Source organism: Bacillus inaquosorum KCTC 13429 (assembly GCF_000332645.1).
Taxonomy (GTDB): Bacteria; Bacillota; Bacilli; order Bacillales; family Bacillaceae; genus Bacillus; species Bacillus inaquosorum.
Genome location: NZ_AMXN01000001.1, coordinates 814,589 through 828,374 on the forward strand (window position 1 = coordinate 814,589; position 13,786 = coordinate 828,374).

Sequence of the window (13,786 nt, forward strand, 5' to 3'; positions counted from 1 at the left end):
CTAGTTCCTCCTTTTATTATTTTCCTAAACAGAATTGCGAAAAGAGCTGATCAATTAAGCTTTCGTGGACAGAATCTCCGATAATTTCGCCCAAAAGCTCCCAGCATCTTGTAAGGTCGATTTGCACCATGTCGATCGGGACATCCTGTTCAATGCCGCTAAGCGCATCTTCAATGGCACGTTTGGCCTGCTGTAAAATAGAGATATGACGTGTGTTGCTGACATAAGTCAGATCCCCGCTTTCAATGGCACCCGTATAGAACAGCGATTGAATCGCTTCTTCCAAATCATTGATGCCTTCCTCTTTTAATAGAGATGTCGTAACAACAGGACGTCCATTGGCAAGCTCACGGACACGCTCACTGTCAATCTTCGCCTCAAGGTCAGTCTTATTCATAATCACGATAACGTCCATGCCCTCAACGGCTTCAAAAAGCTTCACGTCTTCTTCAGAAAGCTCTTCACTATAATTAAGCACAAGTAAAATCAGGTCCGCTTCCTTTAGAACCTGGCGAGAACGTTCAACACCGATTCGTTCTACAATATCCTCTGTTTCACGAATACCTGCTGTATCAACCAGCCGAAGCGGAACGCCCCTTACATTAACGTATTCCTCAATCACATCCCGAGTCGTTCCGGGAATATCGGTCACAATGGCTTTCGCCTCATGAACAAGACTGTTCAGAAGAGATGATTTTCCCACATTCGGCCGGCCGATAATGACAGTAGAAAGACCTTCACGCAAGATTTTCCCTTGCTCAGAAGTCCTCAGCAGCGCCTCAATTTCTTTTTTCACAGCGGTTGCCTTTTCAACCAAAAGCTGATGCGTCATTTCCTCTACATCATCGTACTCCGGATAATCTATATTCACCTCAACATGAGCGAGCGTTTCTAAAATCTCACTGCGCAAACGGCGCACCAAAGCAGAAAGACGCCCTTCCATTTGATTCATAGCGACGTTCATTGCCCGATCCGTTTTCGCTCTGATTAAGTCCATAACCGCTTCCGCCTGTGAAAGATCGATTCGGCCGTTTAAAAATGCGCGTTTTGTAAATTCACCCGGCTCTGCAAGTCTCGCTCCCTCTCTCAATGCGAGCTGAAGCACTTGGTTCACAGTCACAATTCCCCCGTGACAGTTAATTTCGATGACATCTTCACGTGTAAAAGTTCTCGGTGCTTTTAACACTGATACCATTACTTCCTCAACGACACGATCCGAAGGTCTGTCTACGATATGACCATAATGAATCGTATGTGATTCGACCGAGCTGAGTGTTTTTCCCTTCGGTCCTTTATAAATTTTATCTGCGATTTGAATTGCTTCTGGTCCGCTCAACCGTACAATCGCAATCGCGCCTTCACCCATCGGTGTGGAAATTGCTGCAATTGTATCCATGCTGTTCACCTCTCTTTACTTATACTTTCATCTATATAAAAAAATTTTTATTATGCCAAAACTAAAAGATAACATAGTTTGGTTCGAAGTGGAAGATGTGTTATCCACAGAATTAGGAATTCGCCTCCTATTACTTTAACTTATCCACATGTGAATAACAATTAATTTTATTTCCTGAACTTCCTTTTTATCAACAGGATACACCTAAAAAGAAAAAACTTAAACGGCAAAAGCTTGATATTACTAGGAAAAATAGACTTTTCTCATACAAAAAAACCGAAATCCGATTTTTACCGGACTTCGGTTTTATGCTATCTTTTATGGGAAATAACGAGATGGCGATTTTCACCTTCACCCATTGAATACGTTTTGATCTGGTGATTTGCATATCCAGAAAGAGTATCATGAATGATTTTTCTTTCACTGGACGGCATAGGTTCCAGATGTACTGCTTTTTTCGTTTTCAAAACCTGGTCTGCAAGCCTGATGGCCAGCTGGCTCAGTGTATCTTTTCTTTTTAAACGATAGTTTTCTGCATCTACCGTCACATTTTTATATTGGCCTGGATTACGGTTAAGGACAAGCTGCGTCAAAGTTTCAAGGGCATTTAAGGTTTGTCCTCTTTTCCCAATCAACAATGCCGCTTTTTCACCTGTTATATGGAAACGTACTGTCTTTTTGCTTTCTTGAACAGTCACATCAGACTTCCCTGCAATGGCTTCGGCAATCGTCTGAAGATAAGACTTCGCTTGCTGAATCGGATCAATCCTTTCAACCAGCTTTACGACCGCCGGCTTTTTACCGAAAATACCGAGAAACCCTTTGTTTCCCTCTTCAATAACGGTAATTTCAACCTTATCCTTCGTTAATTCCAGCTCTCGCAACCCGGATTGTACTGCTTCATCGACATTTCGCCCTGCAGCAGTCACATTCCTCACTTTTTCTTTCCTCCAGCTTTTTGCGGTTCAGGATCTTTTTTAATATCAGGTCCTTTAATGAGGAAAGTTTGCGCAATCATAAACAAGTTACCGACTACCCAATAAAGAGAAAGTGCCGCCGGGAAGTTGATCGCAAATACGATAATCATAATCGGCATAATCCAAAGCATCATCGCCATTTGCGGATTTTGCTGCGCATTGCCCGCCATCATCAGCTTTTGCTGAACAAATGTAGCGACACCGGCAACGATAGGAAGAATATAGAAAGGATCTTTTTCTCCTAAGTCAAACCACAAGAAACTATGCTCTGAAATCGCCTGCGTTCTCATGATCGCATGATAGAATCCAATTAAAATCGGCATCTGGATTAAAATCGGGAAACATCCCGCCAACGGATTGACCCCATGCTTTTGGAATAAAGCCATTGTTTCCTGCTGAAGCTTTTGCTGTGTTTTTTGATCCTTTGAGCTGTACTTTTCTTTAAGCTTTTGCATTTCCGGCTGTAAAGCCTGCATCGCTTTCGAACTTCTCAGCTGCTTAATCATCAGCGGTAAAATTAATAAACGAATTAAAATGGTAACAAGAATAATTGAAAGTCCATAGTTATCTCCCGTCAATTTCGCTACATACGTAATGAGCTCAGACAATGGATATACTACGTACTTGTCCCAAAAATGCGGACTATCTGCAGTGATCGGCTCTTTCACACTCGAGCATCCAGCCAAAAGCATGAATACGCCAACCATACTTAATAGCAACCCTATTCTCCTTTTCAACAACATTTCCTCCTATAATTAATCTCTACACTCTTTTATTGCAAAGCATACTTGTATGTATTTTAGCATCTTTCAGTTTTAAATGGTGTCTTTTTCTGATCAACCAGAAAGGAAGCGCTTTTAAAAGTTGTAAGAAAGCAGTGGCAATGCCTACTTTGACGAGGATTTCTTATATAAAGAAGACTTCCTGAATAGATGCTGCAGACTTTTTTTCGTTTCCTCATATGTCAGCTGGCTCGCCGGTTTTCTGGCAATAATGATGTAATCCTTTTCCTTCAGTCTCTCTTTCTCTTCAAGAAAGGCCTGCCGAATCAAACGTTTGATCCGATTTCGCATCACAGCGTTGCCAATTTTTTTGCTGACGGAAAGCCCGACACGCAGCTCATCGTTTTCAGGCTGATCTAGCGTATATAAGACAAACTGGCGGTTCGCAACGGATGTCCCCTGCTTAAACACTTTTTGAAAGTCTTCATTTTTCTTTAAACGATTTCGCTTCTTCAATTGACTCACTCCGATACTGGCTGGCAGAAACTTTTAAAAATGTATGATGACAATGAGATGCATCAGAACCAGGAAGCATGCCCCGGTTCCTTACGCATCACATCTATCTTTTCCCATAACGTGAAAAAAGACCACTGACATTATTCAGTGGCCTAAGCTGATAATACTTTTCTGCCTTTGCGGCGACGGCGTGCTAAAACTAGACGACCGTTTTTTGAACTCATACGGCTTCTGAAGCCATGAACTTTACTGCGTTTACGGTTATTCGGTTGGAATGTTCTTTTCATTTATGACACCTCCCTCGAGGAATAGCTGTTAAAGACAGTCTTACTTATTATATTTGCGTTACCTATTCATTGTCAACTTCACTAGTGCTTTTATTTCTTGCAACCATAATAGGATACCATACCTTTTCAACTTTCGAAACCTTATTTTTCAGATTCCTTAATTTAACGAAAAAAAGTCAAATCCAAACAATTTCCCCCTAAAATCACGAATGTGGATATCTTTTTCGCCTTTTTTTAATATCCACAGAGGTTATCGACAATATTTTCACATTACCAACCCCTGTGGACAAGATTTTTTCAACAGGTTGTCCGCTTTGTGGATAAGATTGTGACAACCATTGCAAGCTCTCATTTATTCTGGTATTATATTTGTGTTTTAACTCTTGATTACTAATCTCACCTTTCCTCTTTATCCACAAAGTGTGGATAAGTTGTGGATTGTTTTCACACAGCTTGTGTAGAAGGTTGTCCACAAGTTGTGAAATTTGTCGAAAAGCTATTTATCTACTATATTATATGTTTTCAACATTTAATGTGTACGAATGGCAAGCGCCATTTGCTCTTTTTTTGTGTTCTATAACAGAGAAAGACACCATTTTCTATGAAAAGGAGGGACGTGCCGGAAGATGGAAAATATATTAGACCTATGGAATCAAGCCCTTGCTCAAATCGAAAAAAAGTTGAGCAAACCGAGTTTCGAGACTTGGATGAAATCAACTAAAGCCCACTCACTGCAGGGAGATACATTGACGATCACTGCTCCTAATGAATTTGCCAGAGACTGGCTGGAGTCCAGATACTTGCATCTTATTGCAGATACTATATATGAGCTAACCGGGGAAGAATTGAGCATTAAGTTTGTCATTCCTCAAAATCAAGATGTTGAAGACTTCATGCCGAAACCGCAAGTCAAAAAAGCGGTTAAAGAAGAAACATCTGATTTTCCCCAAAATATGCTCAATCCAAAATATACTTTTGATACTTTTGTCATCGGATCTGGAAACCGATTTGCACACGCAGCTTCTCTTGCGGTAGCGGAAGCACCCGCGAAAGCATACAACCCTTTATTTATCTATGGGGGCGTCGGCTTAGGGAAAACACACTTAATGCATGCAATCGGCCATTATGTAATAGATCATAATCCTTCTGCCAAAGTGGTTTATCTGTCTTCTGAGAAATTTACTAACGAATTCATCAACTCTATCCGAGATAATAAAGCCGTCGATTTCCGCAATCGCTATCGAAATGTTGATGTGCTTTTGATAGATGATATTCAATTTTTAGCGGGGAAAGAACAGACCCAGGAAGAATTTTTCCATACATTTAACACATTGCACGAAGAAAGCAAACAAATCGTCATTTCAAGTGACAGACCGCCAAAAGAAATTCCGACACTTGAAGACAGATTGCGTTCACGTTTTGAATGGGGCCTGATTACAGATATCACGCCGCCTGATTTGGAGACGAGAATTGCGATTTTAAGAAAAAAAGCCAAAGCGGAAGGGCTCGATATTCCGAACGAGGTTATGCTTTACATCGCAAATCAAATCGACAGCAATATTCGGGAACTTGAAGGAGCATTAATCAGAGTTGTTGCTTACTCATCCTTAATTAATAAAGATATTAATGCTGATCTGGCCGCCGAGGCGTTGAAAGATATTATTCCTTCTTCAAAACCGAAAGTCATTACGATAAAAGAAATTCAGAGGGTAGTAGGCCAGCAATTTAATATTAAACTCGAGGATTTCAAAGCAAAAAAACGGACGAAATCAGTAGCTTTCCCGCGTCAAATCGCCATGTACTTATCAAGGGAAATGACTGATTCCTCTCTTCCTAAAATCGGTGAAGAGTTTGGAGGCCGTGACCATACGACCGTTATTCATGCGCACGAAAAAATTTCAAAACTGCTGGCAGACGATGAACAGCTTCAGCAGCATGTAAAAGAAATTAAAGAACAGCTTAAATAGCAGGTCCGGGGATTATTCGGGGAAAGTGTGAATAACTTTTCAGAAGTCATGCACAGTCTGTCCACATGTGGATAGGCTGTGTTTCCTGTCTTTTTCACAACTTATCCACAAATCCACAAGCCCTACTATTACTTCTACTATTTTTTTAAAATATATATATTAATACATTATCCGTTAGGAGGATAAAAATGAAATTCACGATTCAAAAAGATCGTCTTGTTGAAAGTGTCCAAGATGTATTAAAAGCAGTTTCATCCAGAACTACGATTCCCATTTTGACTGGTATTAAAATCGTTGCATCAGATGATGGCGTATCCTTTACAGGAAGCGATTCAGATATTTCTATTGAATCCTTCATTCCTAAAGAAGAAGGAGATAAGGAAATCGTCACAATAGAACAGCCCGGAAGCATCGTTTTACAAGCCCGCTTCTTTAGTGAAATTGTAAAAAAACTGCCGATGGCAACTGTAGAAATCGAAGTGCAAAATCAGTATTTGACGATTATCCGTTCTGGCAAAGCTGAATTTAATCTAAACGGGCTTGATGCTGATGAGTATCCGCACTTGCCGCAGATCGAAGAGCATCATGCGATTCAAATTCCAACTGATTTGTTAAAAAATCTAATCAGACAAACAGTCTTCGCGGTGTCCACCTCAGAAACACGCCCCATCTTGACAGGTGTAAACTGGAAAGTGGAGCAAAGTGAATTATTATGCACTGCGACGGATAGTCACCGTCTCGCATTAAGAAAAGCAAAACTTGATATTCCAGAAGACAGATCTTATAACGTCGTGATTCCGGGAAAAAGCTTAACTGAACTCAGCAAGATTTTGGATGATAACCAAGAACTTGTAGATATCGTCATTACAGAAACCCAAGTTCTGTTTAAAGCGAAAAACGTCTTGTTCTTCTCGCGGCTTCTGGACGGAAATTATCCAGATACAACCAGCCTGATTCCGCAAGACAGCAAAACCGAAATCATCGTGAACACAAAAGAATTCCTTCAGGCGATTGATCGTGCATCTCTTTTAGCCAGAGAGGGACGCAACAACGTGGTGAAGCTTTCTGCAAAACCTGCTGAATCCATTGAGATTTCGTCTAACTCACCAGAAATCGGTAAAGTTGTGGAAGCGATTCTTGCAGATCAAATTGAGGGTGAGGAATTAAATATCTCATTTAGTCCAAAATATATGCTGGATGCACTAAAGGTGCTTGAAGGAGCAGAAATACGCGTAAGCTTTACAGGGGCAATGAGACCTTTCTTAATTCGCACGCCGAATGATGAAACGATTGTACAGCTTATCCTTCCTGTCAGAACCTATTAATCCGATACACTGCTGCCGACCCGCTCGGCAGCTTTTCTATTCGGTATCTGCTCCGACAAGTTTTCCCTTTCCCTAATTCGTTTTTTTTTAGTACAATTAGATATTAGTGATATTTGAAAGAGGTCGATATAATGGCAAATCCGATTTCAATTGATACAGAGATGATTACACTCGGACAATTCTTGAAATTAGCCGATGTGATTCAGTCAGGCGGTATGGCAAAGTGGTTTTTAAGCGAGCATGAAGTGCTTGTGAACAGCGAGCCGGACAACCGCCGCGGCAGAAAGCTGTATGTTGGAGATGTGGTAGAGATTGAAGGATTTGGTTCATTTCAAGTCGTCAATTAAAGCGGGTGATACTGATTGTATATCCAGAACTTAGAGCTGACATCTTACCGCAACTACGACCATGCCGAACTGCAATTTGAAAATAAAGTAAATGTGATCATCGGAGAAAACGCCCAGGGGAAAACAAACCTCATGGAGGCGATCTATGTCTTGTCCATGGCGAAATCGCACCGGACATCAAATGACAAAGAACTTATACGGTGGGACAAAGACTATGCTAAAATAGAGGGAAGAGTGATGAAGCAAAACGGGACGATCCCGATGCAGCTCGTCATCTCCAAAAAGGGTAAAAAGGGCAAGGTCAATCATATTGAACAGCAAAAGCTCAGCCAGTATGTCGGGGCCCTCAACACCATCATGTTTGCGCCTGAAGATTTAAATCTTGTAAAGGGAAGCCCTCAAGTGAGAAGGCGGTTTCTTGACATGGAAATCGGACAGGTTTCTCCTGTTTACCTGTATGACCTTTCTCTTTACCAGAAAATCCTTTCTCAGCGAAATCATTTTTTGAAGCAGCTGCAAACAAGAAAACAAACTGACAGAACGATGCTCGATGTTTTGACCGATCAGCTTGTGGAAGTTGCGGCAAAAGTCGTCGTAAAACGCCTGCAGTTTACAGCACAGCTCGAAAAATGGGCGCAGCCAATTCATGCGGGCATCTCAAGAGGGTTAGAAGAGCTGACCCTAAAGTACCATACGGCTCTTGAGGTATCAGATCCTGAAGACTTGTCGAAAATAGGAGATAGCTATCAAGAAGCGTTTTCTAAATTAAGAGAAAAAGAAATCGAGCGCGGTGTTACGCTGTCAGGGCCTCATCGTGACGATGTTCTTTTCTATGTGAACGGACGCGATGTGCAGACGTATGGTTCTCAAGGACAGCAGCGAACGACGGCATTGTCCCTTAAGCTGGCGGAAATTGACCTGATCCATGAAGAAATCGGAGAATATCCCATTTTACTATTGGATGATGTACTGAGTGAGCTGGATGATTATCGCCAGTCACACTTGCTTCATACGATCCAAGGCCGTGTACAAACGTTTGTCACAACGACAAGCGTTGATGGCATTGATCACGAAACCTTACGTCAAGCAGGAATGTTCCGTGTGCAAAACGGTGCGTTAGTGAAGTGAAGAAATGAGGTGGGCAATTGTATATTCATTTAGGTGATGACTTTGTGGTTTCAACACGAGATATTGTCGGCATTTTTGACTTTAAAGCCAACATGTCGCCTATTGTTGAAGAATTTCTGAAAAAACAGAAACACAAGGTGGTGCCTTCCGTAAACGGCACGCCCAAATCTATCGTAGTCACGGTTCAGAATATATATTACTCTCCCTTATCTTCCAGCACATTAAAAAAACGTGCGCAATTTATGTTTGAAATAGATTCTTAGAAATTTTTTATCAGAATATATCGTTAAGAAAAGTGTAGGTGAATGACGTGGCTATGGAACAGCAGCAAAACAGTTATGATGAAAATCAGATACAGGTTCTAGAGGGATTGGAAGCTGTTCGTAAAAGACCGGGGATGTATATCGGTTCAACAAACAGCAAAGGCCTTCACCACCTGGTATGGGAAATTGTCGACAATAGTATTGACGAAGCCCTCGCCGGTTATTGTACGGATATCAACATTCAAATTGAAAAAGACAACAGTATCACGGTGACAGATAATGGCCGCGGTATTCCAGTCGGTATTCAAGAAAAAATGGGCCGTCCTGCGGTAGAAGTCATTATGACAGTGCTTCACGCCGGAGGAAAATTTGACGGAAGCGGTTATAAAGTGTCCGGAGGATTACACGGTGTAGGTGCGTCAGTTGTAAACGCGCTTTCAACGGAGCTTGATGTGACGGTACACCGTGACGGTAAAATCCACCGCCAAACCTATAAACGCGGAGTTCCGGTTGCAGACCTTGAAATCATTGGCGAAACGGATCATACAGGAACGACGACACATTTTATCCCGGATCCTGAGATTTTCACAGAAACAACTGTGTATGATTATGATCTGCTTGCTAACCGCGTGCGCGAATTAGCCTTTTTGACAAAAGGCGTCAACATCACGATTGAAGATAAACGTGAAGGACAAGAGCGCAAAAATGAGTACCATTACGAAGGCGGAATTAAAAGTTATGTAGAGTATTTAAACCGTTCTAAAGAAGTAGTCCATGAAGAACCGATTTACATTGAAGGCGAAAAGGACGGCATTACGGTTGAAGTGGCTTTGCAATACAATGACAGCTACACAAGCAACATTTACTCGTTTACAAACAACATTAACACGTATGAAGGCGGTACCCACGAAGCTGGTTTCAAAACGGGTCTGACTCGTGTTATCAACGATTACGCCAGAAAAAAAGGGCTTATTAAAGAAAATGATCCAAACTTAAGCGGAGATGACGTAAGAGAAGGACTGACCGCGATTATTTCAATCAAACACCCTGATCCGCAGTTTGAGGGCCAAACGAAAACAAAACTAGGCAACTCAGAAGCGCGGACAATTACCGATACGTTATTTTCTGCGGCAATGGAAACATTTATGCTGGAAAATCCAGATGCGGCCAAAAAAATTGTCGATAAAGGTTTAATGGCAGCGAGAGCACGAATGGCTGCAAAAAAAGCGCGTGAATTAACACGCCGCAAGAGTGCTTTGGAAATTTCAAACCTTCCAGGTAAGTTAGCGGACTGCTCTTCAAAAGACCCGAGCATCTCCGAGTTATATATCGTAGAGGGTGACTCTGCCGGAGGATCTGCTAAACAAGGCCGCGACAGACATTTCCAAGCCATTTTGCCGCTTAGAGGTAAAATCCTGAACGTTGAAAAAGCCAGATTGGATAAAATCCTATCTAACAACGAAGTACGCTCTATGATCACAGCGCTCGGCACGGGTATCGGGGAAGATTTCAACCTGGAGAAAGCCCGTTACCACAAAGTTGTCATTATGACAGATGCCGACGTTGACGGCGCGCACATCAGAACACTGCTGTTAACGTTCTTTTACAGATATATGCGCCAAATTATTGAAAATGGCTATGTGTACATTGCGCAGCCGCCGCTCTACAAGGTTCAACAGGGAAAACGTGTTGAATATGCATACAATGACAAGGAGCTTGAAGAACTGTTAAAAACTCTTCCTCAAACGCCTAAGCCTGGATTGCAGCGCTATAAAGGTCTTGGTGAAATGAATGCCACCCAGCTATGGGAGACAACCATGGATCCAAGTTCTAGAACGCTCCTTCAGGTAACTCTTGAAGATGCAATGGATGCGGATGAGACATTTGAAATGCTGATGGGCGACAAAGTAGAACCGCGCCGAAACTTCATAGAAGCGAATGCGAGATACGTTAAAAATCTTGACATCTAATATAAAAAGCCTTATTTCCAATAAGAAATAAGGCTTTTTTCTGAACGAGACCAGACTCAGTAAAGCTTGTAATACCTATATATTCTAGCAATTTAATGTGTATAATCATAAGTTTATTGATATAATGGAGAATAGTGAAATCGTATTGAAGATCATAATGGACAATCTACTCCCACATATTTCATGTGATACTTCAGGGAGGTTTTTTAATGAGTGAACAAAACACACCACAAGTTCGTGAAATAAATATCAGTCAGGAAATGCGTACGTCCTTCTTGGATTATGCAATGAGCGTTATTGTGTCCCGTGCTCTTCCAGATGTTCGTGACGGTTTAAAACCGGTTCACAGACGGATTTTATACGCAATGAATGATTTGGGCATGACGAGTGACAAGCCTTATAAAAAATCTGCGCGTATCGTCGGAGAAGTTATCGGGAAATACCACCCGCACGGTGATTCAGCGGTATATGAATCCATGGTCAGAATGGCGCAGGATTTCAACTATCGTTACATGCTCGTTGACGGTCACGGAAACTTCGGTTCTGTTGACGGAGACTCAGCGGCTGCCATGCGTTATACAGAAGCAAGAATGTCTAAAATCTCGATGGAAATTCTTCGAGATATCACAAAAGACACAATCGATTATCAGGACAACTATGACGGGTCAGAAAGAGAACCGGTTGTTATGCCTTCAAGGTTCCCGAATCTGCTCGTGAACGGTGCTGCCGGGATTGCGGTAGGTATGGCAACAAATATTCCTCCGCACCAGCTTGGGGAAATCATTGACGGCGTACTTGCGGTCAGTGAGAACCCGGACATTACAATCCAGGAGCTGATGGAAGTCATTCCGGGTCCTGATTTCCCGACTGCGGGTCAAATCTTGGGACGCAGCGGTATCCGGAAAGCATACGAATCTGGCCGAGGCTCTATCACGATCCGGGCAAAAGCTGAGATTGAACAAACATCTTCAGGTAAAGAAAGAATTATCGTTACAGAGTTACCTTACCAAGTAAATAAGGCGAAATTAATAGAGAAAATTGCTGATCTCGTTAGGGACAAGAAGATAGAGGGCATCACAGATCTTCGTGATGAGTCAGATCGTACAGGTATGAGAATTGTCATTGAAATCAGACGCGATGCCAATGGTAATGTTATTCTAAACAATCTGTACAAACAAACTGCTCTACAAACATCTTTTGGTATCAACCTGCTTGCACTTGTTGACGGTCAGCCAAAAGTTTTAAATCTAAAGCAATGTCTGGAGCATTACCTTGACCATCAAAAAGTCGTGATCAGACGCCGTACTGCTTATGAATTGCGTAAAGCGGAAGCGAGAGCTCACATCTTGGAAGGTTTGAGAGTAGCTCTGGATCATCTCGATGCAGTTATTTCCCTTATCCGTAATTCCCAAACGGCTGAGATCGCGAGAACAGGTTTAATTGAACAATTCTCACTGACAGAGAAGCAAGCACAAGCGATCCTCGACATGAGGCTGCAGCGTTTAACAGGACTGGAACGTGAAAAGATCGAAGAAGAATACCAATCTCTAGTTAAACTAATTGGAGAGCTAAAAGACATCTTGGCAAACGAATATAAAGTGCTTGAGATCATCCGTGAAGAACTCACGGAAATCAAAGAGCGTTTTAACGATGAAAGACGTACCGAGATCGTCACTTCTGGATTAGAGACAATTGAAGATGAAGATCTCATTGAGAGAGAAAATATCGTAGTGACTCTGACACACAACGGATATATTAAACGTCTCCCTGCATCAACTTACCGCAGTCAAAAACGGGGCGGAAAAGGCGTACAGGGAATGGGAACAAACGAAGATGATTTCGTTGAACATTTGATCTCTACTTCAACTCATGACACGATTCTCTTCTTCTCGAACAAGGGGAAAGTGTATCGTGCAAAAGGGTATGAAATCCCTGAGTATGGCAGAACAGCAAAAGGAATCCCGATTATTAACCTGCTGGAGGTAGAAAAGGGTGAATGGATTAACGCGATTATTCCAGTCACTGAATTCAATGCGGATCTTTACCTTTTCTTCACAACAAAGCACGGGGTTTCAAAACGAACTTCGCTGTCTCAGTTTGCTAATATCCGCAACAATGGCCTGATCGCTCTGAGTCTTCGTGAGGATGATGAATTGATGGGTGTACGTCTAACTGACGGTACAAAACAAATTATCATCGGAACGAAAAATGGATTGCTGATCCGTTTCCCTGAAACAGATGTCCGGGAAATGGGAAGAACTGCGGCAGGCGTAAAAGGCATCACCCTGACCGATGACGATGTTGTTGTCGGCATGGAGATATTAGAGGAAGAATCACATGTCCTTATCGTAACTGAAAAAGGTTACGGAAAACGAACTCCGGCTGAAGAGTATAGAACCCAAAGCCGGGGCGGAAAAGGACTCAAAACAGCGAAAATCACTGAGAACAACGGCCAATTAGTAGCAGTGAAAGCTACTAAAGGTGAAGAGGATCTAATGATTATTACAGCCAGCGGTGTACTCATTAGAATGGACATCGATGACATCTCAACTACCGGACGTGTCACTCAAGGTGTACGCCTCATCAGAATGGCAGAAGAAGAGCATGTTGCTACAGTAGCACTAGTAGAAAAAAACGAAGAAGATGAGCAAGAAGAAACACAAGAAGAAGTGTGAGGAAAAGCGCAGCTGAAACAGCTGCGCTTTTTTATGTCCATACCCCTTTACAGTCTTAAAAATTATGGTATAATCATTTCTGTTGTCTTTTAAAAGACACAAACATGACTAGTAAAACTTTTTTAAAAAAGTGTTGACCTAGTTAACTAAAAATGTTACTATTAAGTAGTCGCTTCGAGAGAAGCACACAAAGTTCTTTGAAAACTAAACAAG

General features: G+C 41.9%; 12 protein-coding genes. 7 read left to right on the forward strand and 5 right to left on the reverse strand.

What is annotated here, in order from left to right:
- Nucleotides 1–16: 16 nt before the first annotated feature.
- The 5 genes from mnmE to rpmH form a co-directional block, all read right to left on the reverse strand.
- On the reverse strand, nucleotides 17–1,396 hold the full coding sequence (gene mnmE / locus BSI_RS16720) for a tRNA uridine-5-carboxymethylaminomethyl(34) synthesis GTPase MnmE (RefSeq protein ID WP_003219255.1): 1,380 nt from the start codon (nucleotides 1,394–1,396) through the stop codon (nucleotides 17–19).
- A 311-nt stretch (nucleotides 1,397–1,707) separates the two neighbouring features.
- Nucleotides 1,708–2,334 carry an RNA-binding cell elongation regulator Jag/EloR gene (jag, locus tag BSI_RS16715; protein WP_003236644.1) on the reverse strand — a complete coding sequence of 209 codons (627 nt, stop codon included), beginning with the start codon at nucleotides 2,332–2,334 and terminating at the stop codon, nucleotides 1,708–1,710.
- Nucleotides 2,331–3,116 carry a YidC family membrane integrase SpoIIIJ gene (gene spoIIIJ, locus BSI_RS16710; RefSeq protein ID WP_080010902.1) on the reverse strand — a complete coding sequence of 262 codons (786 nt, stop codon included), beginning with the start codon at nucleotides 3,114–3,116 and terminating at the stop codon, nucleotides 2,331–2,333. The genes jag and spoIIIJ overlap by 4 nt, the downstream gene beginning before the upstream one ends.
- A 144-nt stretch (nucleotides 3,117–3,260) precedes the next feature.
- Nucleotides 3,261–3,611 carry a ribonuclease P protein component gene (gene rnpA, locus BSI_RS16705; protein WP_003236647.1) on the reverse strand — a complete coding sequence of 117 codons (351 nt, stop codon included), beginning with the start codon at nucleotides 3,609–3,611 and terminating at the stop codon, nucleotides 3,261–3,263.
- Between the two features lie 152 nt (nucleotides 3,612–3,763).
- Complete coding sequence (rpmH, locus tag BSI_RS0120810; RefSeq protein WP_003178075.1) at nucleotides 3,764–3,898, reverse strand: 50S ribosomal protein L34; 135 nt, start codon at nucleotides 3,896–3,898, stop codon at nucleotides 3,764–3,766.
- A 626-nt stretch (nucleotides 3,899–4,524) separates the two neighbouring features.
- Here rpmH and dnaA point away from each other — a divergent pair.
- The 7 genes from dnaA to gyrA all read left to right on the forward strand — a co-directional run bounded on the left by dnaA (nucleotide 4,525) and on the right by gyrA (nucleotide 13,573).
- Complete coding sequence (gene dnaA / locus BSI_RS16700; protein WP_003236652.1) at nucleotides 4,525–5,865, forward strand: chromosomal replication initiator protein DnaA; 1,341 nt, start codon at nucleotides 4,525–4,527, stop codon at nucleotides 5,863–5,865.
- 188 nt (nucleotides 5,866–6,053) lie between these two features.
- Nucleotides 6,054–7,190: a DNA polymerase III subunit beta gene (gene dnaN / locus BSI_RS16695; RefSeq protein WP_003236654.1), complete on the forward strand. Its 1,137-nt coding sequence runs from the start codon at nucleotides 6,054–6,056 to the stop codon at nucleotides 7,188–7,190.
- Nucleotides 7,191–7,321: 131 nt separating this feature from the next.
- Nucleotides 7,322–7,537: a ribosome maturation protein RlbA gene (gene rlbA / locus BSI_RS16690; RefSeq protein WP_003236655.1), complete on the forward strand. Its 216-nt coding sequence runs from the start codon at nucleotides 7,322–7,324 to the stop codon at nucleotides 7,535–7,537.
- Nucleotides 7,538–7,552: 15 nt separating this feature from the next.
- Nucleotides 7,553–8,665 (forward strand): DNA replication/repair protein RecF, encoded by a 1,113-nt coding sequence (recF, locus tag BSI_RS16685; RefSeq protein WP_003236657.1) that lies wholly within the window; start codon nucleotides 7,553–7,555, stop codon nucleotides 8,663–8,665.
- A 17-nt stretch (nucleotides 8,666–8,682) separates the two neighbouring features.
- Nucleotides 8,683–8,928 (forward strand): extracellular matrix regulator RemB, encoded by a 246-nt coding sequence (gene remB / locus BSI_RS16680; protein ID WP_003219266.1) that lies wholly within the window; start codon nucleotides 8,683–8,685, stop codon nucleotides 8,926–8,928.
- A gap of 53 nt (nucleotides 8,929–8,981) precedes the next feature.
- Entirely contained in the window at nucleotides 8,982–10,898 is a 1,917-nt protein-coding gene (gene gyrB / locus BSI_RS16675; RefSeq protein ID WP_003236659.1) for a DNA topoisomerase (ATP-hydrolyzing) subunit B, read from the forward strand.
- Nucleotides 10,899–11,107: 209 nt separating this feature from the next.
- On the forward strand, nucleotides 11,108–13,573 hold the full coding sequence (gene gyrA, locus BSI_RS16670; RefSeq protein WP_003236661.1) for a DNA topoisomerase (ATP-hydrolyzing) subunit A: 2,466 nt from the start codon (nucleotides 11,108–11,110) through the stop codon (nucleotides 13,571–13,573).
- Nucleotides 13,574–13,786 lie beyond the last annotated feature (213 nt).

Bases quoted from the DNA above. Each gene is read 5' to 3' on its own strand.
- mnmE (WP_003219255.1), bottom strand. From the start codon at position 1,396: ATGGATACAATTGCAGCAATTTCCACACCGATGGGTGAAGGCGCGATT.
- spoIIIJ (WP_080010902.1), bottom strand. From the start codon at position 3,116: ATGTTGTTGAAAAGGAGAATAGGGTTGCTATTAAGTATGGTTGGCGTA.
- rpmH (WP_003178075.1), bottom strand. From the start codon at position 3,898: ATGAAAAGAACATTCCAACCGAATAACCGTAAACGCAGTAAAGTTCAT.
- dnaA (WP_003236652.1), top strand. From the start codon at position 4,525: ATGGAAAATATATTAGACCTATGGAATCAAGCCCTTGCTCAAATCGAA.
- dnaN (WP_003236654.1), top strand. From the start codon at position 6,054: ATGAAATTCACGATTCAAAAAGATCGTCTTGTTGAAAGTGTCCAAGAT.
- rlbA (WP_003236655.1), top strand. From the start codon at position 7,322: ATGGCAAATCCGATTTCAATTGATACAGAGATGATTACACTCGGACAA.
- gyrB (WP_003236659.1), top strand. From the start codon at position 8,982: ATGGAACAGCAGCAAAACAGTTATGATGAAAATCAGATACAGGTTCTA.
- gyrA (WP_003236661.1), top strand. From the start codon at position 11,108: ATGAGTGAACAAAACACACCACAAGTTCGTGAAATAAATATCAGTCAG.